The sequence below is a fragment of the Psychrobacillus mangrovi genome (assembly GCF_037104765.1).
GTDB lineage: Bacteria > Bacillota > Bacilli > Bacillales_A > Planococcaceae > Psychrobacillus > Psychrobacillus mangrovi.
The window spans coordinates 198,931-222,926 of sequence record NZ_JBAWSY010000002.1 but is presented as its reverse complement, the minus strand read 5'-3'; the positions used below and the strand labels follow the sequence as shown (position 1 = coordinate 222,926).

At 32.1% G+C, this 23,996-nt stretch carries 20 protein-coding genes and 1 pseudogene; 17 read left to right on the top strand and 4 right to left on the bottom strand.

The features are described from left to right. Positions 1-5: 5 nt before the first annotated feature. The 14 genes from WAX74_RS04135 (at position 6) to galE (ending at position 14,358) form a co-directional block, all read left to right on the top strand. The gene (locus WAX74_RS04135; protein WP_336496397.1) at positions 6-2,255 is read left to right on the top strand and encodes a hypothetical protein; all 2,250 of its coding nucleotides are present in this window, start codon (positions 6-8) and stop codon (positions 2,253-2,255) included. Continuing rightward, positions 2,252-3,919 carry a hypothetical protein gene (locus WAX74_RS04130; RefSeq protein WP_336496396.1) on the top strand — a complete coding sequence of 556 codons (1,668 nt, stop codon included), beginning with the start codon at positions 2,252-2,254 and terminating at the stop codon, positions 3,917-3,919. Before WAX74_RS04135 ends, WAX74_RS04130 begins: the two co-directional genes overlap by 4 nt. Positions 3,920-3,966: 47 nt before the next feature. Beyond that, positions 3,967-4,389 carry a sugar 3,4-ketoisomerase gene (locus tag WAX74_RS04125; protein WP_336496395.1) on the top strand — a complete coding sequence of 141 codons (423 nt, stop codon included), beginning with the start codon at positions 3,967-3,969 and terminating at the stop codon, positions 4,387-4,389. A gap of 3 nt (positions 4,390-4,392) precedes the next feature. Beyond that, positions 4,393-4,959, top strand: coding sequence for an acyltransferase (locus WAX74_RS04120; protein ID WP_336496394.1), 567 nt, complete (start codon positions 4,393-4,395; stop codon positions 4,957-4,959). A 14-nt stretch (positions 4,960-4,973) separates the two neighbouring features. Beyond that, complete coding sequence (locus WAX74_RS04115) at positions 4,974-6,062, top strand: DegT/DnrJ/EryC1/StrS family aminotransferase (protein ID WP_336496393.1); 1,089 nt, start codon at positions 4,974-4,976, stop codon at positions 6,060-6,062. After that, positions 6,055-6,984 (top strand): glycosyltransferase family 2 protein, encoded by a 930-nt coding sequence (locus tag WAX74_RS04110; RefSeq protein WP_336496392.1) that lies wholly within the window; start codon positions 6,055-6,057, stop codon positions 6,982-6,984. The genes WAX74_RS04115 and WAX74_RS04110 overlap by 8 nt, the downstream gene beginning before the upstream one ends. Continuing rightward, positions 6,935-7,336 carry a GtrA family protein gene (locus WAX74_RS20975; protein WP_413788915.1) on the top strand — a complete coding sequence of 134 codons (402 nt, stop codon included), beginning with the start codon at positions 6,935-6,937 and terminating at the stop codon, positions 7,334-7,336. Before WAX74_RS04110 ends, WAX74_RS20975 begins: the two co-directional genes overlap by 50 nt. Before the next feature lie 21 nt (positions 7,337-7,357). Next, on the top strand, positions 7,358-8,230 hold the full coding sequence (gene rfbA, locus WAX74_RS04105) for a glucose-1-phosphate thymidylyltransferase RfbA (RefSeq protein WP_336496391.1): 873 nt from the start codon (positions 7,358-7,360) through the stop codon (positions 8,228-8,230). 14 nt (positions 8,231-8,244) lie between these two features. Beyond that, a complete protein-coding gene (gene rfbC / locus WAX74_RS04100) occupies positions 8,245-8,808 on the top strand; it encodes a dTDP-4-dehydrorhamnose 3,5-epimerase (protein WP_336496390.1) in 564 nt (187 codons plus the stop codon). A 5-nt stretch (positions 8,809-8,813) separates the two neighbouring features. Next, a complete protein-coding gene (gene rfbB, locus WAX74_RS04095; protein WP_336496389.1) occupies positions 8,814-9,833 on the top strand; it encodes a dTDP-glucose 4,6-dehydratase in 1,020 nt (339 codons plus the stop codon). Continuing rightward, complete coding sequence (gene rfbD, locus WAX74_RS04090) at positions 9,833-10,666, top strand: dTDP-4-dehydrorhamnose reductase (RefSeq protein WP_336496388.1); 834 nt, start codon at positions 9,833-9,835, stop codon at positions 10,664-10,666. Before rfbB ends, rfbD begins: the two co-directional genes overlap by 1 nt. 250 nt (positions 10,667-10,916) lie before the next feature. Then, a complete protein-coding gene (locus tag WAX74_RS04085; protein WP_336496387.1) occupies positions 10,917-11,783 on the top strand; it encodes a glycosyltransferase family 2 protein in 867 nt (288 codons plus the stop codon). A gap of 28 nt (positions 11,784-11,811) precedes the next feature. Continuing rightward, a complete protein-coding gene (locus WAX74_RS04080; RefSeq protein WP_336496386.1) occupies positions 11,812-13,221 on the top strand; it encodes an undecaprenyl-phosphate glucose phosphotransferase in 1,410 nt (469 codons plus the stop codon). A gap of 150 nt (positions 13,222-13,371) precedes the next feature. Next, complete coding sequence (galE, locus tag WAX74_RS04075; protein WP_336496385.1) at positions 13,372-14,358, top strand: UDP-glucose 4-epimerase GalE; 987 nt, start codon at positions 13,372-13,374, stop codon at positions 14,356-14,358. A gap of 191 nt (positions 14,359-14,549) precedes the next feature. Here galE and WAX74_RS20970 read toward each other — a convergent pair whose 3' ends face one another. Then, positions 14,550-14,729 carry a hypothetical protein gene (locus tag WAX74_RS20970; protein ID WP_413788927.1) on the bottom strand — a complete coding sequence of 60 codons (180 nt, stop codon included), beginning with the start codon at positions 14,727-14,729 and terminating at the stop codon, positions 14,550-14,552. A 276-nt stretch (positions 14,730-15,005) separates the two neighbouring features. Between WAX74_RS20970 and WAX74_RS04065 the strand changes: the two genes are divergently transcribed. Further along, a complete protein-coding gene (locus WAX74_RS04065; protein ID WP_336496383.1) occupies positions 15,006-17,258 on the top strand; it encodes a hypothetical protein in 2,253 nt (750 codons plus the stop codon). Between the two features lie 262 nt (positions 17,259-17,520). Here WAX74_RS04065 and WAX74_RS04060 read toward each other — a convergent pair whose 3' ends face one another. Next, positions 17,521-18,372, bottom strand: a complete 852-nt coding sequence (locus WAX74_RS04060) for an SLAP domain-containing protein (protein ID WP_336496382.1) — start codon at positions 18,370-18,372, stop codon at positions 17,521-17,523. Positions 18,373-18,547: 175 nt separating this feature from the next. Here WAX74_RS04060 and WAX74_RS04055 point away from each other — a divergent pair, with 175 nt between their 5' ends. After that, on the top strand, positions 18,548-20,791 hold the full coding sequence (locus WAX74_RS04055; protein ID WP_336496381.1) for a hypothetical protein: 2,244 nt from the start codon (positions 18,548-18,550) through the stop codon (positions 20,789-20,791). Between the two features lie 79 nt (positions 20,792-20,870). Here the strand turns inward: WAX74_RS04055 and WAX74_RS04050 are convergent, their stop codons facing one another. Then, positions 20,871-22,193, bottom strand: a complete 1,323-nt coding sequence (locus tag WAX74_RS04050; protein WP_336496380.1) for a S8 family peptidase — start codon at positions 22,191-22,193, stop codon at positions 20,871-20,873. A gap of 265 nt (positions 22,194-22,458) precedes the next feature. On the opposite strand from WAX74_RS04050, the gene WAX74_RS04045 reads away from it, so the two are divergent. After that, the gene (locus tag WAX74_RS04045; protein WP_336496379.1) at positions 22,459-22,908 is read left to right on the top strand and encodes a hypothetical protein; all 450 of its coding nucleotides are present in this window, start codon (positions 22,459-22,461) and stop codon (positions 22,906-22,908) included. Positions 22,909-23,068: 160 nt separating this feature from the next. Here WAX74_RS04045 and WAX74_RS04040 read toward each other — a convergent pair. Continuing rightward, a pseudogene (locus WAX74_RS04040) lies at positions 23,069-23,825 on the bottom strand (IS3 family transposase). Between the last annotated feature and the right edge of the window lie 171 nt (positions 23,826-23,996).

The following is a 23,996-nucleotide window of genomic DNA, read 5'->3' as shown; positions in this document are numbered from 1 at the left end:
AGTTATTGAAAAATAGTAAATATTTCACTGTTAATTATTTCTCGATTTTAGTATTACTCAGTTTGTCCATTCTACTAGTATTATGTTTTAATTATTTTTCAGTATCGAATATACTTTTAAAAATATATAAGTGGCATTTAGTTCAACCTGAGAGTGTCCAGGGTGGACTAGAGTTAATAATATTATTTATTATTATGATTTTACTAATTATGAGTAAAGCTAGTAATCGGGGAAAGAGCTTCATTATCTTATTACTAGCATTAATCTATTTAAAGTTACATCAAGTGTTAATCCCTACAATTACAGTTTTTTTGTATTTTGAAGTAATCTTAGCTTTTGGAAGGTATATTTTATCGCGAAATAAAAATTATGATTTTAATGAAGCGGGGTTTCGGCAACATTTTGACGCTTTTTTGGTAGGTATATCCTCTTGGTGTCTAATAGCATTAATTTTTTCAGGGTTGAGTATGGGGTCTTTTAGTGATTTAAGACTTTTAACATTTGTTATTGGTATATTTTGTTTGTTTAATTTAAAAGGAAATCTCTTTTTTATAGATATACTTAAAAAGTTTAATAATGCAAGAAAGATCGAAAAATTCGGTTTTTCATATCTTCTTATATTGATACTTACTCAGTTGGCAAAATCTAATACTGCAATAGATTATGATTCAGCTTGGTATGGATTGAGACCTGAATTAGTTCTTATAGGAGAGAACTCGTTTTTTGATAATCTCGGTTTGACAATGTTTGTCCATTATTATTCAAAACTTTATGAATTCATTCTAATTCCTATAAGTAATTTAGGAGATTATAGTTTTATATTAAATTCAACAACTTTTATGTTGTTATTCTTGTTTACAATTATTTATAGTTTTTTTATTAGTTTAAAAGTTGGTTCGAGAGAAGCTATTTTAATGACTTGTGCTATCGGATCAATACCGGCAATAACTAATATGGGATCTTCAGCAAAAACCGACATCTTCTTTACTGTACTTTTTTTACTTGTCGCATATTATCTCTGGAATTGGATTAACTCCAAAAATAATGTATATTTTATATTTGCAATAATTGGTACTTTGCTTTGTTTACATTCAAAAGTCACAAGTTTTTTATATATCCCTTTATTGTACTCTGGATTAATTTTAATTGTATTCATTTATAAATATAGTGTGAAGGATATTTTTGCTATCCAAAGAAAAGAGTTAATAGAGTTAAATTTTTACATGAAGTTGTTAGTAACTACATTTATAGTGTTTATAGGATTCTGTTATCGTACATATTCTTTGACTGGTTATCCATTTTACCCATTCTTAGGTAAAGTCTGGAATATAATTGGATTTCAAGTAAAATACCCTTTTTTAGAAAATCCACAAAACATCTTGCTAACTAATACCTATAGTTTAAAAGAAGTAATTCAGAAGTGGTACAATGTGTGGTTCAATCCAGGTGATTATCCATTACACGTTTCAGTATGGCCAGGGAATCTAACTTTGTTCCTTTTTATTCTATTTTTAATATTATTAATATTTAAACCGAAAATTGCGGCATTGCATTCTAAGTTACTAATTTTTTGTATACCATTGCTTTTATCTAGAATTTATCTTGTTACAATAACGGAAAATGGTGGAGATGGAAATTACTATATACCTACAATGGTCTTACTTTCAATCGGTTTTGTATATGCCATTTTTAAGATTGTGAATCCAAAAATTAAAATGTTTATTTTGGTATGCATACTAATGTTTATCCCGTTCCAATCAACAATAATGTTCGTTACACATTTTTCTTGGAGTTGGGGTACTTCAGCTTTTTCTTACGATTTAACAAAAACGGATTTTGAAACAAATTCTTCAAAAGAAATAAAATTTAATATAGAAGGAATGAAAGAGATAAATGAATATATAAAAAATAACAAAGAGATTGTAAATTGTCTCGGTGATGGTGTAGAACAGACATTAAACCAATTATCTTGTAGATTCGAAAATATTGCAAACTTAGGTTCAAGATATGGAAATCATAATATAGTTGATAATGCAGAGAATTTCATAGAGTACTTAAATTGGGCAAATGTTAGATATCTTATTTTGCCTTATGAAAATACGGGCTATGCAGAACATAATGGATCACAAAGAGTGATAAATATTATAAAAGAAATACAAACAGTAAAAAAAATTGAAGATGGGAGATATTATTTACTGGATTTAAAAAATGTTGATCTAGATTTGGTAACTAGGGAGCTTGCAAATTCGCAATGAGAAGATATAATAATTTCCCTATAAATGTCTACTTATTTCTTTTAATTCAAATATTTTCAATTACAATTTTTATTCATTTTTTAAAACAAAATATGAATGTAAATTATTACGATGAAAATGAATATATTGCTTTTAGTAAGCAAATTTTAGAACACGGAATATTTGATTTTCAAGAACCACTAAGAACATACTTTTATCCATTAATAATTTCTTTATTTAATATGTTTTCAGGTGAGAATTTAGTTTACTCAAAAATAATTACAAGTGTTTTTCAATATAGTGTTCTGATTATCACGATAATATTTTTAGCAAATTTAAGTTATAAGAAATTTCCTTACAAGTCAGTACCAACTATTATAATATTGTTTGGACTACTTAACCCGTATCTAATTCAGGCTTCAACTTTATTTTTAACAGATATACTTGCAACCTGTTTTATTGTATTTTCATTAGGTCTAATGAGTTTTAACAATAATAGGAATGTAACTTATATGAGTTCAGTTTTTTTCTTGTTCGCATCTATTATGATAAGACCTTCTTCAAGTATTTTTATTCCTGTATATATTTTTATTTTAATTGTTAAGCATATTAAAATCGAAAAAATAAAAATGGGTAATTTTCTAATTATCTCCTTTTTATTAGCTTTTATATTTATACCTCAGTTATATAATAATGTGAAGAATTATAATGACTGGACACCTCTTATTCATAAAAATCTTTATGAAACTCAAAGCAGTTGGGCTGCAGATTATTTGAAATATGGCACAGTTGTAATTGATGGTGTAGATCCAAAGCTATTCTATATTAATCCAATTGAATCTGATAAAGAAACAATTTATGATTTATTATTTTTAGAACCAATAAATTTTTTATTTGTATACTTTATTCATATAATAGGAATATTGGATTGGGGTTTTGTAGACACCTATATAAATAGTTTTGACATCACAAGTAGGCTAGTAGCATCTATATTATTATATATTTATTGGTTCCTTGTTATCTTAGGGTTGAAGAATTATTTTTCTAGTAAATTAAATAATTTTTCAATGAATGCATTATTGTTTTCTACTATAATATACGTATTATTTATAGGAACTACTCTTGTGGAATCTAGATTTGGATACCCAGTGTTTATGCTTCTTTTACCTTTTACTGGATTAGGTGCCCATTGGATAACAACTAGAATAAGCTTTAAGATTACAATGATTAAGACTCTTATTTGGATGATTATATTTATAATTTCTTTTTTCATTTTTTCGATTTGGTTAGATTTTCAGACTAAGCAAGTAGATTGGGAGAAAATAATAGAGAATCAGTATGACAATGAAGTGGAGACCGTTAATTTTTCTGATGAAATTAACTGGTCATTCGTAATGAATTATAAGGATTTCAAAATAGTGAGGTTAATTCCAAATTCTCCGATTCCTATTAATATTACCAATATGATGGTTATTGATTCTAATGGTATTGAATTAAATCATGACGATAGTTTTGAAGAACCACATAGTTTTTCTTATAGGTTTTGGGAAAATCCTTCAGGCGTACTCATTTCTGTTCCAAATACAGTTACTGGCTGGGGTGAATCGGAATCTCCCACACCTGATCAAATTATGACTTTTTTTAAGAAAAATAAATACCAAATGACCTTTACGTTAATAAAATAAACTTAAGATATAAATATATTTAATAATAATGAGATGAGAGTGATAAAGTGGGTATAATAACAAGTTCAATCTTAGAATTAGGTGTATTGGGCGATGAGCGTGGTTTTTTGTCCGTAATTGAAAGTAATAATCAGATACCGTTTGATATAAAAAGAGTATTCTACATTTACGGCACTAAAGAAGGCGTAAGTAGAGGTTTTCACGCTCATCATAAAACAAGACAGGCATTAATTTGTGTTGCTGGTTCCTGCAAAGTTTATCTTGATAATACAGTGAGGAAAGAAGATGTCATTTTGGACTCACCTAACAAGGTTTTAATATTAGAGCCAAATGACTGGCACGAAATGTATGATTTTACGCCAGATTGTGTTTTGCTTGTATTGGCATCAGAATTATATGATAGTAATGATTACATCAGAGACTATCAGGAGTTTTTAGAAGTGTATGACAATCTGGAGCAGGAGGTATAAAGTATGAATTATTTTAAGCATTCTCATGCATTGGTTGAAACGGACAATATAGGAGCAGACACTAGAATTTGGGCTTTTGTTCATATTTTACCTGATGCGAAGATTGGTTCTAATTGCAATATTTGTGATCATTGTTTTATTGAAAATAATGTAGAAATTGGCGATAATGTGACTATTAAATCCGGCATTTATATTTGGGATGGCGTAAAAATAGAGAATAATGCTTTCCTAGGTCCAAATGTTGTGTTTACAAACGACTTACTACCAAGAAGTAAAAAATACCCAGAATATTTTTTAGAAACCAAAGTTGAAGAAGGGGCCAGCATAGGTGCTAATAGTGTGATAATTGCTGGTAATGTCGTTGGTAGATATGCAATGGTAGGAGCCGGATCAGTTGTAACTAAGGATGTACCTGATTACACATTAGTCTATGGAAATCCAGCTAGGATTAAATATAATATTTGTGAATGTACTGAAAAACTTACTTTTTCAACAGAGCATATTGCAGAGTGTCATTGTGGAAAAAGATATTTTAAAGATAAAGAAGAAAAAATAAAACAATTAACTTAAGAGGGGCTTAACAAATGATTCCATTCTTAGACTTAAAGGCTATTAATGATCAGTACTATGATTTAATCAGCAAGGAATTAGACAAAGTATTGAAATCGGGTTGGTATATTTTAGGTGAATCGGTAAATCGATTTGAAGAAAAGTTCGCTAACTACTGTGGCAGTAAATACTGCGTAGGGGTTGCAAATGGACTTGATGCACTTTCACTAATTATTAAGGCATATGATATTGGAGATGGTGATGAAGTGATTGTTCCATCTAATACATATATTGCTTCCATTTTAGCAATTTCACAAAATGGTGCCACGCCGGTATTAGTGGAACCAAATATTAATACATACAATATCGATGCTGAATTGATCGAAAATTATATTACAGAGAGAACAAAAGCAATAATGGTCGTTCATTTATATGGCCAAACTTGTGATATGTCTCCAATTAAAGAGATTGCTGATAAATATAATCTAAAAGTAATTGAAGATTGTGCTCAAGCGCATGGAGCTATATACGATGATATTAAAGTTGGAAATCTAGGTGATGCCGCTGGATTTAGTTTTTATCCAGGCAAAAACTTGGGAGCTTTAGGTGACGGAGGAGCTATTACAACTAACGACGAAGAAATATATAACAGGCTGATTGCATATAGAAATTATGGCTCGCATAAAAAATACGAGAATATTTATAAGGGTCATAATAGTAGACTTGATGAAATTCAAGCTGCAGTACTTTCTTTGAAATTAGATTACTTAGATACAGAGAATGAAAAAAGAAGAGAAATAGCCAATTATTATTTAGAAAATATATCAAATGAGCATATTGTTTTACCATCATTTAAAAAGGAAGAACAACATGTTTGGCATGTGTTTGTAATTAGAACTGCAGATAGAGATAAATTTCAGCAATATTTATTAGAGCACGGGATTCAATCCTTAATACATTACCCTATTCCTCCACATAAGCAAGAGGCATATGCTGAATGGAATCATTTAACTTATGAAATATCTGAAAGAATACACAAAGAAGTTTTAAGTTTACCTATCAGTCCTGTCTTGTCTCTAGGAGATGTAAAAAAGGTAGTAGAGGTTATTAATAGCTATGAATAAAAAAAAATTCTCAATTCTTATACCGGTATATTTTAACGAATTGAATATTCCACACACCATACCTAGATTACAGTTGTTATCTAGAACACTTAAAGATTATGAGTTTGAATTTATTTTTGTAGATGATGGTTCAAAAGATAACTCATTAAATTTATTATTAGAACATAAAGAGAATGATTCTCGAATCAAAGTTATTAAATTAAGTAAAAATTATGGTTCAATGCAAGCAATTCAAGCAGGGTTGCATTATGTAACTGGAGATTGCGTAGGCATTATTTCAGCAGATCTTCAAGATCCACCAGAATTATTTGAAGAGATGATTAAAAATTGGGAAAAAGGTAAGAAGATAGTAATGGCAACAAGAGAAGATAGATTAGAAACAATTTCCCAGAAACTATTCTCTAATACTTATTATTATCTAATGAACAGGTTCGCAATAAAGGGATATCCCAAAGGTGGATTTGACTTTGTATTGATAGATCGACAGGTTGTAGAAGAATTAAAAAGCATTAATGAAAAAAATACTAATATTATGAGTTTAATCTTCTCATTAGGCCACGATCAAGAAACGATACCATATGTGCGCCAAGAAAGAGAGCATGGTAAATCTAAATGGACATTTTCAAAGAAAGTAAAATTATTTGTAGATTCTTTTGTGAGTTTTTCTTATGCACCCATTAGATTTATGACGGGAATGGGATTTGTTATTGCAATACTCAGTTTTATATATGCCCTATATACAATGATTAGCTATTTAAGTGGAAATGTTGGTGTTCAAGGTTGGACAACTATTGTAGCTTTAATAACCTTATTACAAGGGATAATAATGATTATGCTTGGAATAATAGGAGAATACTTGTGGAGAATTTTAGATGAAACGAGAAAACGTCCTGGATACATTGTTGATGAAGTTTTTGAATAAAGAATTTATACGTTTTTTGATAGTTGGGATTATAAATACTGCAACAACTTATGTAATTTATTTAATTTTACTATTTTATTTTCATTATAATTTCTCTTATATCGTATCGTATTTATGCGGGATTATTATAGCCTTTTTGTTGAATACAAAGTATGTTTTTAATACAACACTTACTTTTAAGAAAGCCATAAAGTATCCTATAGTATATTTATTGCAGTATATTTTAAATGTCATAGTGCTAAACGTTCTTGTAGAGAATAAAATATTGAATGAGGTTTTAGCACCTGTACTAGTAATTATTATTTCATTACCAGTCACATTTTTTATGTCTAAATATATTTTAAAGAAATAGAAAAAAAGGAGGGAATTCCAGTTGAAAGGAATTATCTTAGCGGGTGGTAGTGGTACACGCCTCTATCCATTAACAAAGTCGGTGTCCAAACAATTACTTCCTATTTATGACAAACCAATGATTTATTATCCTCTTTCCATATTAATGCTGGCGGGTATTAAGGATATATTGATTATCTCAACTTCGGAAGATACTCCTCGTTTTGAGCAACTTTTGGGAGATGGACAGGATCTTGGTATTCAATTATCATATGCTATTCAGCATTCACCAGATGGCTTAGCACAAGCCTTTATTATTGGGGAAGAGTTTATTGGTGAGGATTCTGTAGCGCTTATTTTAGGTGACAATATATTTTATGGACACAAGTTTACAACCATGCTGGAAAGAGCGGTTTCAAGAGAAAGAGGAGCAACCGTTTTTGGGTATAATGTAAAAGATCCAGAGCGTTTTGGTGTTGTTGAATTTAATGATGAAGGAAAAGCTGTTTCTATTGAAGAGAAACCGGCTTTACCTAAGTCAAGCTATGCTGTGACAGGTTTATACTTTTATGATAATAGCGTTGTTGAAATTGCAAAGTCTATAAAACCTTCTGCTCGAGGCGAATTGGAAATTACTGATGTGAATAAAGCATACCTAGAACTGGGAAATCTTCATGTAGAACTACTTGGACGAGGGTTTGCTTGGTTAGATACAGGTACACATGAATCTCTTTTAGAGGCTTCTACATTTATTGAAACAATAGAAAGACGTCAAAGTTTAAAAGTAGCTTGTCTAGAAGAAATTGCCTATCGAAAAGGCTATATTACAAGAGAGCAGCTATTAAGTCTTGCGGAACCATTAAGAAAGAATGGCTATGGTCAGTACCTAACCGAATTGGCAAATAGAAAACTGTGAGGAGATCTACTAAATTGAAATTTATTAAGACGAACTTAATTGATGCGTATCTTTTCGAACCAGATGTGTACGGTGATCATCGAGGCTTTTTTATGGAAAGCTTTAATGCGAAAGTGTTTGAAGAACAAGGATTCTCATTCAAATTTATTCAAGATAATCATTCGTTATCAGCTGAACCTGGAACTATTCGAGGGTTACATTATCAACTGGAACCTTACGCTCAGACAAAACTCATTAGAGTGACAAAAGGTGCAGTATATGATGTGATCTTAGATATACGATCTGGTTCGCCGACTTATGGTAAATGGGAGGGTTTCATTTTAACTGAGGATAACAAGAGACAGTTACTTGTGCCAAAAGGATTTGCTCATGGCTATTGTACTTTAGTTAACAATACGGAAGTTCAGTATAAAGTGGATAATTATTACTCTCCAGATCATGATAGAGGTATTTGTTGGGATGACTCTAATTTAAATATTGATTGGCCAGTAACTAATCCCATTCTTTCTGAAAAGGATGAGAAACATCCTCATTTAAATGATATTCAATCTCAATTTATATATATAGATAAGGAATGATTGAAATGAAATTATTAGTTACAGGTGGGGCAGGTTTTATTGGTAGTAATTTTGTTAATTATATGGTTCAAAAGTATCCAGAATATGAGATTACTAATCTAGACGCTCTTACTTATGCAGGAAACCTAAAAAACTTAAAAATGTCTGAAGAAAAATCAAATTATCATTTTGTAAAAGGTGACATTACTGATAGTGCATTTATTGATAGTCTCTTTACTAAAAAATTCGATGTAGTTGTGAATTTTGCTGCGGAATCTCATGTTGATCGCAGTATAACTGATCCTGGAGTCTTTATTCGCACTAATATACAAGGAACACAAGTTTTGTTGGATGCAGCAAAGAAGTATGAAGTAAAAAAATATGTTCAAGTTTCCACAGATGAAGTCTATGGTACTTTAGGAAAAGAAGGTTACTTTACAGAAGAAACTCCGTTAGCCCCAAATAGTCCTTATAGTGCAAGTAAAGCAGGTGCAGATTTACTTGTTCGTGCTTATCATGAGACCTATGGTTTGCCTATTAATATTACACGATGTTCCAATAATTATGGACCTTTTCATTTTCCAGAAAAGCTAATCCCCTTAATGATTATTAATGCTTTAAATAATCAACCTCTTCCTGTATATGGAGATGGACAAAATATTCGAGATTGGTTACATGTAGAAGATCATTGTAGTGCAATTGATTTAGTATTGCATAGAGGAAAAATTGGAGAAGTTTATAATGTAGGTGGTCATAATGAGAAAACTAATATTGAAGTCGTTAAAGCAATATTAAATTATCTTAATAAACCTGAATCACTAATTAAATATGTGGATGATCGATTAGGTCATGACCGTCGTTATGCTATTGATCCAACAAAACTTGAAAATGAGTTAGGATGGATTCCTAAATATAATTTTGAAACTGGTTTAAAAGAAACAGTTGACTGGTATCTAAATAATCGTTCTTGGTGGGAAAATATTATCTCTGGTGAATATAAACATTATTATGAATCGCAATACGGTAAAACAATGGAGAAAGAATAATGAAAATAATTGTAACCGGAGCAAATGGTCAACTTGGAATAGAATTAGTTCAACAGTTAAAGAAGACTGATATAGAACTTTATCCCTTTAGAAAAGATGAATTAGATATAGTCGATATGGATAAAGTTCAAAGGATTGTACTAGAAATTAAACCCGATATTATTATTAATGCTGCTGCATTTACTAACGTAGACAAGGCAGAGACTGACAAAGATCTTGCCTATTCCGTGAATAGTATAGGTCAAAGAAATCTGGCTGTAGCTGCTGAAAAAATTGGTGCTAAAATTTGTTACATTAGTACGGATTATGTATTTGATGGTACAGCAACACAACCATATGAAGAATATTTCCCTGTTAATCCTTTAGGTGTATATGGTAAATCGAAATATGCAGGAGAGCAGTTAACCACAAGCTTATGTTCAAAGTATTTTATAGTACGAACTGCTTGGGTATATGGAGAACATGGAAATAATTTTGTGAAAACGATGTTAAGGTTAGCAGAAGAAAAGAGCGAAATTGGAGTTGTTACAGACCAAATAGGATCACCGACCTATACAGTAGATTTGGCTTCATTTATTTTAGATTTAGTACAGTCGGAAAAATATGGAGTATATCACTGTACCAATAGTGGTTCCTGTTCTTGGTACGAATTTGCTGCAGCAATCTTCGAGGAGGCGGGCATTAATATTATTGTTAATCCATTGTCTTCGGATCAATTTCCACGACCAGCCAAAAGACCAAATTATTCAGTTCTTGATAATATGTCCATTCGGATTAACGGCTTTTCAGAGCTTAGACATTGGAGAGAGGCATTGAAATCTTTTTTAGAATGAACTAGAAATTTAACTGAGATTAGAGAAATATTTTATATAAATAATTCGAGTTTCAATTTAGGTGAGTGCATATAGCACTCACCTTATTTATTTCGTTACATAATAGTACTTTCAAATTAAGAGTAAGATTGGTAAAATATGAGGTGGTATTGTAATTTTAAGTAGTATATACAACTTTTACTAAAAAGGATGTAATCGTATAATCCTTTTTTCGACAAAAATAGATTGATGAAAAGAGGAAAAATAAATAATGGATGTAAGTATTATCATTGTTAACTTTAATACAAAAAAGCTTACGCTTGAATGCATTCAATCAATATATAATGCTAATTCATTATATGAGATTGAAATTATTTTAGTTGACAATAATTCTTCAGATGGTTCTGTGGATATTATAAGAAAAATTTATCCAAAAGTGAATGTGATTGAGAATAGACAAAATGTTGGATTTTCTAGAGCGAATAATCAGGCCATTCTACAATCTAAGGGTCGCTATGTTTTATTATTAAACTCTGATACAATAGTCATGGAAGATACTTTATCTAAAATAGTTGAATTTATGGATAAGGATAAACAAATTGGAGCAGCTGGATGTGAAGTTTTATTAAAAAACGGTACTTTAGATAGAGCGTGTCATCGAGGATTTCCAACTCCAGAAGCATCGTTTTATTATATGACAGGTTTTGCAAAAAGATATCCAAACAGTCCCAAATATAATGCATATCATAAGAGTTATTTAAATATGGATGAAGTTCATGAAATTGATTGTTTGGTTGGGGCATTTATGATGGTAAGACGGGAAGCAATAGATGAGATAGGCTTACTCGATGAATCTTTTTTTATGTATGGTGAAGATATTGATTGGTGCTTCCGAATAAAGAAAGCCGGCTGGAAGATTTACTATTACCCACATGTTTCAATCATACATTATAAAGGAGCCAGTAGTCGTAAAAAACCATTTAAGATCGTATATGAATTCCACCGGGCAATGTTTTTGTTTCACAAATTACATTTTGCGAAGAGATATAATTTTTTTATAAATTTACTAGTTTATCTCGGAATATCTTTTAAACTTTTAATCTCAGGTACTGTAAATATTTTTAGAAAAGGTTATTAAACATCATTATGAATAAAAGGTGAAAATTATGATTAGAGGCAAAGAACGATTTATAACCCAGCTTTATATTCTTGTCGACTTTATATTTATTCAAATATCTTTCTTTATTGCTTGGTTTAGTCGTTTTTATTTAATTGATAATGAGCAACTAGGATCATACCTACCTCTTTCAAGTTATTTTTTATGGAATTTAGTATATTCTATAATTTATATTTTGATAGCTTTTGTAATAGGACTTTATGTTCCTAAACGTAAAGCGAAATTTGCAATAGAAATAGCAAAGATTTTTCAGGCACATCTATTTAGTTTGTTTGTCTTATTGAGTATCCTTTTTACAGTTAAAAATATTGATATATCTCGTTTATTCTTAGTAATCTATTTTATTTTAGGAGTTTTAAGTGCAGTTATATATAGGTATATAGTAAAACAAAGCTTACGAAGTTTAAGAAGTAAAGGTTTTAACAGGCAATTTGTTTTGATTTTGGGTGCAGGTTCAATTGGTAAAAGGTATATGAGAAACCTAATGAAACACCCTGAATATGGATTAGAAGTAATCGGTTTTTTAGATGATTACCGTACTGAATATTGTTCCGATGATTATTTTCAGAAACAGATATTGGGGAAGTTAAATACCCTTGATAAAATACTTAATGAAAGGGTTGTAGATGAAGTTGTAGTCGCGCTTCCTTTAACTGCTTTTACTAAGTATCAACAAATTATTATGATCTGTGAAAAAGCTGGAGTACGGGTTTCAATTGTTCCAGATTTTTATGACATATTACCAGCTAGTCCTCACTTTGAGAAATTTGGGGATCTACCTATTATAAATGTACGCGATGTTCCATTAGACGAATTTGTGAATCGTATCTTAAAAAGGGCTTTCGATATTGCGTTTTCATTGCTTGCTATAATTCTTACATCACCATTACTATTGATGATAGCTATTGGCGTAAAATTGACTTCACCTGGTCCTATTTTGTTCAAACAGGAAAGGGTGGGCTTAAATCGTCGAACGTTTAATATGTATAAATTCCGCTCAATGAATTATATGCCTGAGCTTGTTTCTAACACAGAATGGACGGTAGAAAATGATCCTCGTCGAACAAAGTTTGGTACTTTTCTTAGGAAAACAAGCTTAGATGAGCTTCCACAGTTTTTTAACGTACTAAAAGGTGACATGAGTGTAGTAGGTCCGCGACCAGAACGTCCATATTTTGTAGAACAATTTAAAGAAGAAGTGCCAAAATATATGATAAAACATCAGGTTAGCCCCGGAATCACTGGATGGGCTCAAGTGTGTGGTTTGCGTGGAGACACTTCTATCGAGAATCGTATTGAACATGATATATATTATATAGAAAATTGGACTTTGTTGTTTGACGTAAAAATAATTTTGAAGACAATTGTAAATGGATTTATGAATAAAAACGCGTATTAAATTTTTTGAATGTGTCTATATGAATCTACTGAAATATTTTATGTTTCCCCTATCTTCTACTAGGTGGGACATAGTGTAGAGTTAGAGTTTTGTGTTTTCTTATTCTATTTAAACAATTTAAGTCATTACTTACGTAGGGATGGGATCATTATGATATTAGTAGTTGGTGGTGCTGGCTATATAGGTAGTCATTGTGTAAAGGAATTAGTAAAGGAACGCTCGGTTATAGTTTTAGATAATTTATCTACAGGTCATTTTTGGGCTATTGATGAGAAAGCTATATTTATCGAGGGTGATTTACGTGATGAAAAAGTAGTTGAAAAAATATTTCTTTCTTATAAAATTGATGCTGTTATGCATTTTGCTGCAAATAGCTTAGTATCAGAGTCAGTAAATAACCCAATAAAGTATTATGAGAATAATGTTGCTGGAACACTCAATTTATTAAAGCAAATGGTTAAGCATAATATTAATAACTTTATCTTTTCATCAACAGCAGCAGTTTATGGTATTCCAAAGGAAAATGTAATCACTGAGGAGTCATTTACAAATCCGATTAATCCATACGGGAAATCTAAATTGATGATAGAAGAAATGCTCAGAGATTTTCAGAGTGCATATGGTTTGAATTATGTTGTTTTTCGTTATTTTAATGCTGCAGGTGCACATAGTTCTAAAGAAATTGGTGAAGACCATGAACCAGAAACTCACCTAATACCACTAATTTTACAGCATTTATTAGGAAAACGAGAAAAAATTAAAGTATTTGGAACTGATTACGATACCCTTGATGGTACATGTATACGTGATTATATACATGTAACAGATATAGCAATAGCACATATTTTGGGTTTAGATGCTCTATTATATAAAAGAATTGATAATAATATATATAATTTAGGAAATGGCCATGGATACTCGGTCAAAGATATAATTGACATGTGTGAGAGAGTTACAGGCAAAAAAGCTACTATAGAATATGAATCTAGAAGAATAGGTGATCCTGCAAGACTGATTGCTTCTTCCAAGAAGATTAGAGAGCAGCTCGGGTGGGAAACGGAATATAATCTAAATAAGATTATTGAAACTGCATGGGAATGGCATATTAATAAGAATTTAAATAAAATATTAAAGTAATTACAATTTAGATATGATTTATAGTTAAAACTATGCAATAAGTTTCGAAATAGTAAGAGGGTACCACTAGTTCAATATGAACTAGTGGTACCCTCTTTAACGTTTAAGCTATCCATTTACATTCGGCATTGTTGTCTTCTAGTGACTGTGGAATCATTCTATTTTCCATTAACTAAAATTAGGATTTTCTTTCAAGAAAACTTCTTTGGAGATGGATGAACTAATTGGTCTTGCCTGTTTAGAAGAAATTTTAAATAGACCAAGTGGAAACCAAGTTTACATAACAAATCTCCAGTTGCATCAAATAATTGAATTGGTAGGTTTTCGATTGTTAAAACCTGAGAAAAAGCATTTCGAATAATAACATAGATATTTACTGCAACCTCCGACTCATGAAAGTGGAATCCAACAATCGAGATTTCGTTTTACTTGATAGGTTCTAACGAAGAAACTAGTGCATGTACATATTTAATTTGGTCTTCTGTTAGTCCTTATGACCAGTTTTCATCTAAGAAGTAAAGTAAAAATGGTGAAGTCACTTAATCGAGAAACGCTTAATGGGCTTTTTTGTTTACTAATAAACATATTATCGTTCCATATATACATATAATTACAATGATGGCTAGTATAAATGGGAGGTAAATTTTATGGTGAAATTAATTAGAACGGCAGTTTCATCGGTAGTTGCATTGTCGACCTTTGTTGCGACTGCGCCAACTCAACAAGGAAATGCTGCGATAAATATGGAACAATTAATGGTAGATGTACAAAATGCAGGTAACGTTTTAAAGTGGGCGATTTCTGTCGAGGGTTCTGCGGATGGTATGACTCAGCCATGGGAACAATTTAACAATGCAAAAATAGCAATTGCAAAAGTGGAAGGTGCACTAGATGGGGTAAGTTTTTCGGATAAGTTAAAGTATGAAGCCCAACTAATGGATACAAAAGTTCAAATTCAACGTGCTCAAGCGTATCTTGATGCAATTACGGCAAGTACGAAAATCGATGCAAAAACGAATGCACTTTCGAATGCAGTTTACTCAAACAACTTAGACCGAGTAGAAAAGACATATCATGAAATGACAGCGGAATTTCGTAAACAAACAATTTTGTTGGATCGCGTATATGGGCAATCTACTCGCGATAGAATCCGTAATGTAGTAAAAGGACCTGCAGAGAAGTTAATATTAGAATTAAAAAATGATGTGACCGTTCATATGCTAGCTAAAAGTGCTGAAGCAGAAGTGAGATGGGGGAATTATTCGGAAGCTGCTAAGAAAGTTTATGAAGCTCAAGCAATTCTTAATGCAAACGTTTTAAAATGGGAGAATGCTCTACAGAATAGGATAAATGGTGTTAATGTATCTTTGCCATTTCAAATTGTATCAAGCTCTATAATAAATAATACGACATTATCTATCAAACTTAACAGACCGATCTCTTCAATCAAACCTTCTGAATTTACAACAGATAATGGGTTGGAAGTTACAAACACTTCATTAAGTAAAGATGGGTTAACGATTACATTAACTACTTCCATTCAAATACCTGGATCAATCTACACGTTGAAATATAAAACTAATACGATTAGATTTAACATTCCAGGAAGTGTTGTACCTATTTATGTCGGAGATAAAACAATTCAACATAAGGAAACTTCGGAAATAGTTGCATTAGCGGCAATATTTAAAGAGTCGAATGGGCAGCCTTCTAAAGCTACAATCCGTGTTGATATTCCAACAGGATTGAAGCTAGTTTCAGTGAATGGAGCAGCAAATAATGCGGTTGGTGCTAAGTCAGTCAATCTAGCGCCAGATAGCAATGGTATAGTTACGATTGTATTTACAGCGAAAGAGCTAAATTCAGCAGCACTAGATAAATCTATTTCATTTAACAAAATGGAGAAAAACAAAGTGGTTGAAACACAAACTTCAAGTTCTTTGAATTTCTATGTAGCAGCAAAAGCAGGCTCCATATCAAAAAAAGCAGTGCATTTCATTGACAGTTTGAATAACTACTTCGTAACAACTGACGGATTAAAATATAATATGAAGTCTTCTGGCGACAATTACCGAAATGAAGGAACAGTTGTCTCTTTTGATTCGTTCAAGGCAGCATTAGATAAAGAAGACGTAGTTAATGGAACTTATTCCCCGTCTTCGGTGTCTTCCTTCAATATCACAAGTAATAAAGTGGTTGCTAAAATAAACCTAGATTCTAAGTTTTCAACCATACCTGGAACTGCTGGGTACCGCATGGATGGTAACAAAATCGAGTTGTATGGCACAGGTGAACCAAATTATGAGATCTACTTTTTCAAAAACGCAGGGAAATCTCTTGGAAAAACAAAAGTGGGTTCTAATGGAATCTGGACATTTAATACAGACTCGGAACAAAGTGCGATTACGGATTATTCGATGGTTCAACAAGCTGCAGGTATGGCAATTCCCGAATATGTCGGCTGGGGTCTAACGACACTAAGAGTAATTGAGGGACCATTTGAACTTGCTATGATTAGTGAAGGAACTAGTGATGATAATAACATTTCAAATGAAGTAATAACTTTTACGATAGCCCCCATAAAACATAAAAATGGTTCGGTATTAGCTCAGGATCAAGCATATGTTTCCAAACAAGCTTCGATTACTATAAGTGATTCCGATGGTACTAAAGTAAAATATACAAATAATCAAAGAGAAACGTACATCAATGCGGTGAAAGATGGCTTTACTCTTTCGTTCGGTTTAAAAGATAAGAACAAGAGTGTTGGTTCAATCATTGACAAAGGAAAAGACGGAAAGATATCTGGAACATTAAACGTTGTTTCAGTCGAAGGTGTTACGAATGAATATGGGTTAAACTTAAAAATTAATTCACATGATCAGATTAAGGGATACTAAATGTTAATGAGTTTTTTGTAGATAGGAAATAGAAAGAGGCTGTCCACTATGTCAGTAAATAACCGATTAGTAGAATCAGCCTTACTAAATAATTCTTTAGAGTATTCTTGCCCGTAATCCTATAGTTTTTAAAACAACATACCACCAAATATGGGATTAAAATAGGACGGTGAATATAACTATTCATCGTCCTCACTTTATTTTCTTATAGAATGTGTAATCCTTGAAGAACAATCAGAGAGATTTATATCGGTAAAAGAATCTAAAGAGTCTGTGGAATCATTTCAATCTTCCATGAGCTAAAATCGGGGGTTTCTTTTTGGAATACTTCTTTAGAGAAAGATAAACTAATCGGTCTAGCTTGTTTTGATGCTATTGTAAATTGTCCTAGTGGGAATCCGAGCTTGCATACCATATCACCAGCTGCATCAAACAGTTGAATTGGTAGGTTTTCGATTGTTAAGCCGTTAGAAAATGAATTTCGAATAATAATATAAATGTTCACTGCATCAGCTGATTCGTGAAAATGGAATCCAACTATTGAAATTTCATTTTCCTTAAGGGGCTCTAATGTAGAAACTAGTTCGTGTACATAGTTTTGTTGATCCTCAGTAAGTCCGTTTGACCAATTTTCATCTAAGTATAACTCGAAGTCTTTTACAACTTTTTCATAATACTCAAATGCCATCTCAAATTCCATTTCATTCTTTATTTCTTCATAAGGAACTGATAAGTCCTCCATTTCAAATAAGAAGTTCCATGGTCTAGCTGTACATGGCTCAAGATCTCCAAATAGCTGCATATCAAATTGCTTCTTCGCAAGTTCTTTTCCTTCTGTATCTTTTACTAATAATACTACTTGGTCTAGTCGTAATTTCTTTGGTAATGAGTGTCTAATAATAGCAGTTACAACTATTCCAGAATCTACTGTGTATAATTTTACGCCATGTACGTGTAACTGATTAGCCTCTAAATCTTTTAATTGTTGATGATAAAATTGAAAAATATATTTCTCTTGAGCTGGTATTTCCCAATCGGCCGAAAAATCTATTTCTGTTTTATATGTTTTAGGAGTATTTGTCATTAGTAAAATCCTTTCTTTTCTAGATAACATACTATTATTATAGCATACTAAAAGATTTATTCATCTTGTCCAAACAATGGTAGTTAGTTTTGTAACTATTTTACAATGCAAGTCGTTATTGGATTGTTAAAAGGTAATATATTCATGATAGACTTAATTATAGAAATGTACATCTAGAGAGACGTACTAGTAAAGGGAGAACAAAATGAGAAGAATTGCTAAAAAAATTGCATGTTCAATTGCAATTGTTGCTGTTATTTCATCATCAACACAACAAGCTGGTGCAGCGACAAATACAAACCAATTAGTAACAGACGCACAAAACGCAGGAACGATATTAAAATGGGCTATTTCAGTAGAAGGTTCTGCTGATTTTAAAACTCGCCCATATAATCAATACAATATTGCTAAAAAAACAATCCTAGCAGCAGAAAACGCAGCTTTGAATGTATCAACCTCAGAAAAATTGAGTGTTCAGGCTAAACTAGTTGAACCTAAGATTCATGTAAAAAGAGCTCAAGCCTACATAGATGCAATTACATCAAGTGAGAAAATTAAGGAATTAACTTACAATCTTCAAAAAGCTATCTCTTCGGAGGACCTCAATCAAGTTGAGTCCGCTTACCATACAGCAACTGCTGAATACCGAAAACAAGTCAAACTACTAGACCGCGTCTATGGGCAATCGACTCGAGATGGTATTCGAAATGCGGTTAAACCAGCAATGGAAAAGTTGATAAATCAAGTAAATTATGATGTTACGGTGAAAATGCATTTAGATAAAGCTTCAAATAATATTCAAGAAAACAAGCTAGAAGAAGCTGCTTTTGAATTAGAAAAAGCAGATTACTATTTAAATCTTAAAGATGCAAAATTCACTTTTAAAAACTTATTAACAAAAACTTATGCGGATATATTAGAATCATTACCATTAAAACCACTTACCGTTTTTACTGATGGAAAAAATACAGTAACTATTAATTTCTCTAAAATGTATGCTATACCATTGATTGGCTTTGAAGCTGGACAATTTAAAATATCAAGGGAAACAATACAATCCGCTAAATTATCAGAAGACAAAAAATCAGTAATTATAACAACTTCTGACCTTAATCCTTCTACATATTATACGGTTACTTGGAAAGACCATAAGTTAGAATTTGCTACAGAAGCAAAACCTGATACTACTGGTATTTTACTAAGTGAAACAAATGTTGCATACATGGAGACCACAAATAATCGTATATATAGTGCTAAATTAACAAATTCGGATGGTTCTCCTTATGTAGGTCGTGTAAGGGTAAGTTTGACAGATGCAAATCCAACAAATGAAACAACTACATCCTCAACGGCGAGGATAACCTCTGCAAATGGTAACTTTGGAACAGCAGGACAAGAAGCAACAACATACACCGATCAAAACGGGAATTTATTCTTTATTATTGAAGCAGGAAATTTAACCTCTGTAACGTATGTTCAGCCAATAATTCAAAAACTTAATGGAAATCAAACAAGTAAAAAAGCATCAATAACTCACTTTTTACAGTTACAAAATACAAGTGGATTCTATAAGTTAGGTATCAATGGCTCACACATATTTCTAGAGAATGACTATTTGTATTCTGTAGGATTTAAATACAAATGGGATTCAAACGATCTATTTTTCATTCGGGGACAAAATGTACCGCAAGAAGTATTTGAAAGAGCCCTTTCAAATGGAGATGCACTCATGGTTGGGTATGAAGTAAGAGATGAAAATATTTCTACTTGGAATATAACAATAGATGTCACCGAAGCAGCAAAGGTAGAAATTACAAACCCAGCGCATACCCCTGTGACATATGACGGTTCAAGCTATATGATCAGTGGTACTGGCCAAGCCGAATATACTGTTCATTTATATCAAAATGGTATTTTTCTTGGTACAACCAAAGTAGATGCAAATGGGGAATGGACGTATGGCTCAGTGAGTCTACTACAAAACGAAGCCAATAAATTTGAAGCTTATCAATATGCCCCTGGTAAAGATGGCCATAATGGGGAAGGATCTGAAAACCCAACTAGTCCGGCTAACGCTATAATTAACGAAGGTGCCTTTGCTTCAACTAAAATTACTTTAAATGATGTTGATAATAATGGAATAACTATCTCAGATACGATAGATTTTACTTTCTTAAATCCTTCATATGGACATCAGTTTAAAAAAGATTTAGCAGGTAGTTTGACAATTAATGATGGTTTCGGTAGAACTGCTGTAGTAAAAGTGGATTATATAGATGGAGATACACTTAAAGTAGTTGATTTTGTTACTACAGAACCTAAATTTACTCACAACTCTGCATCTTTAATCATTGTTGGAACAACGGGTGTAGTGAATCAAAATCAACTAGCATTCAATGTAAAGGTAACAAATTCTAATGGACCGGTAATTTTAAGTTCAGTTAAATAATAATATTAAAGAAGTTCTACTGATAGAATTCTCAGTATAACTTCTTTAATAGAAATAGTAGAATTAATAATCTTTGAGTTTAATTTAAACTTTTAGTTACAAAGTATTTTTCAAATGTAACATGGTCCTCTATCTTAATAACTAGTAGGTATTTAGTGTTCGGGAGTAGTAGTTCATTAGGAGTGACAATAATCTCTTTTTTGTTTAAATAAGAAGAGAGTGTTATAGGAACTTCCTTGCCTTCTCTATAGAGTTTAATTTCTAAAGTATCATTATCGTATATTTTCCGACTCATCTTAACCGTGAATTTTTTATTTAAGGGAATATCTTTTTGCTCGGCAATTTGTGAGGTTTTATTATTTAAAGTCATTGTGTTTTCTTCAAAATGTTTTACATTGACGATACCTTCTCCATAAATCGGGTCCCATCCCTGCTCACCTTTATCATCTACATATTTTTTCAATAGCAATTCAATTTGTTGAACATTTCTAGATGAATTTTCAAGTTTCATCATTGCAACAATTCCTGAAACGAATGGTGCTGCCATTGATGTGCCACTTACACTTCCATATTGCCCCCCTGGAATGGTAGAAACAATATCGACGCCAGGTGCAGAGATATCAATGGAGCTACCATTGTTACTAAAAGAAGCGATGATATCATTTTTATCTGTTGCTGAAACGACAATTACATTGTCCTCCGAAGCAGGATAAGAGTGCTTTGTATCTATGCTTTCATTACCAGCAGCTAGAATAATAGGTACGTTTTTTGAAAGGGCATATTTAATAGCAGAAGCAAGTATAGCAGAATATGTATCACCTGAAAAACTTAGATTAATAACTTCCGCTCCATTATCCACGGCATACCGTATACCTTTTGAAACATGCAAGTCATAGCCATTACCTTTTTCATTCAAAGCACGAATAGGCATGATTTTCACGTTAGGTGGTGTTGTGTCAGCAACAATCCCAGCAATATGCGTCCCGTGAAAGTGCACATCCATTGGGTCTGTATCATTATCAACAAAATCATAGCCGGCAACCATTCTGTCCTTTAAAAAGGGATGGTTATAATCAACACCGGTATCAATAATTGCAACAATAACACTATCATTGATAGAAGCAGTGAGACTCTTCAACCTGCTTGCACCAATCCGTTCAGCCCCCCAAGATTGTGTCGCAATATTATAGTCTATCATTCCAACTGAACGAATATAGTTTGGTTGGAGTACCTTGGCATTATTTAGAGTATATACCTCTTCTTTTAAATTCCTTTCTAATATTTGATTGTGCTTTTCATTCGTTACTTCTACAATTGTGTATTCAGGAACTACTGCAGAAGCAGGAAATGCACCAAAAATCACAAATAAGAATAGTGTACTAGCAAACAAAAATCTCTTCAATATCTCACCTCATAAAAAAATCTATTCCTATCTTACCATCTAATAATTCTTTAGTGGTGATTCAAAATACCTATTTTGAGAACTGAAGAGACCATCTTAAGATTTAATTATAGAGATTAATCTTTTAGTGGGTCTAATCGAAGGGAAAGTGAGTTAGGTAGTTATAGAGAAAAGTAGACTTTGTAAAATAAAAAATAGTAGAATTAACCATTTTAATGTAAACTAGAATAATAATGATCTTACTAAAAAAGGAGGAAATGAATTGATGAGAAAGGGGTTCCGGTTAGCAACAATTATTGTACTTATTATCTCTGTACTTACCTTAACTACAAATCAAACAAGTGCAGCCACAAAAGTGATGTGGGGTAAGACTGAATTAAAGATTGGTCAACTTGGTAAAGTAACGATTCTTTCAAACACAAGTTTATGGAAATTAGAGAGCGATGGTTCTTTATCAAAAATACGTGACTTGAAAAAAGGAGAAGAGTATCGGGTTTACAGCTATAAAAGTATTCATAGTGGATTATATGGGGTAGGTGCTGGAGCATTTGTTCAAAAGAATGTTTCCATTAAATATGAAACTCCTTCTAAGGCTAAGTTAAGATTATTAAATGGAAGCAAGCCTGAAATAATTGTTACACCTGTAGATCCTAATCCAGGTGAAACTAATCCGGTTGAACCCCCTGAGCCAGTGGAAGTAATCTCTGTAGAATAATTAAAGTGTGAAAGACTCTAAATCGATAAAGAATCTTTTTCTTTAACATTTAAGGTTGTATCTTGAGATTGACAAAAGTAATTATTTGGTTAGAACATAAGTCTCTTACTTACTTGAAAGGTACTCACTAACGTTTTTGAGACAGGAATAAAACACCCTATTATGCAGCCAATTGACGGTATTGAACCGGCGATTGGCTGTTTAGTTTCGTTTGAATACGGATATTGTTATAATAAGTAATGTATTCTTCGACGATTTGTATAACACGTGCGTTCGTTGTACGATAGATATCGTCGAGATAGAACGTTTCAGACTTTAGCGTGGAATGAAACGTTTCAATTGGGGAATTATGAGTTGGCGTGCCTTTGCGGGACATGCTCATGGTAATTCCTTTTTCTTTGACTGCCTTTTGATAAGCATAGGATGTATAAACGGAACCTTGGTCACTATGCAGAATACAGCCTTCTGGTAGCTCTGGCAATTGATAGAGCGTGTCCAACACAAAAACGGTGTCTAGTATGACGAGCGACCTACGCCTAGGTGTCGACATATCTCGCCTACTGGCATAAAATCCTTTAATTCTTCGACTAATTGAATTACTACTTTTGGCGTCACTTCCTTTCCAATTCCGCGTACTTTTTTAAGACTTCAATCTGCTGTTTCAAATACCGATTCTCCGTCTCTAGCTTTGCTGTTTGACTTTCATTTTCCGGTCCTTTGCCGAAGGCATATTGTTTACCGACTGGTTGATTAAAACGATGCATTTTTCCATTTTGATACCAACGCATCCATGTCTTCAGTTGGGTGTGGTTTCGAATATTCAATTCTTCCATCACTTCTTTTACCGGTACCTTAGCCAATCGCATTTCAATCGCCTTCATTTTCACTTCTACTGGATAACTAACTCTTGTCCCCATAGAAAAAACACCTCCACATTGAATTTAGGTATTGTATACCCGTTTTCAACGAAAGGTGTTTTTATTTGTCTCATTTTTTTAGGTCAGTGCAAACAGATACTTCTAAGTTTTTTTATTTTTGTTTTTCCATTCTTCTTTTTCTAAACCAACTTTTCATCAAATTTTTTTACT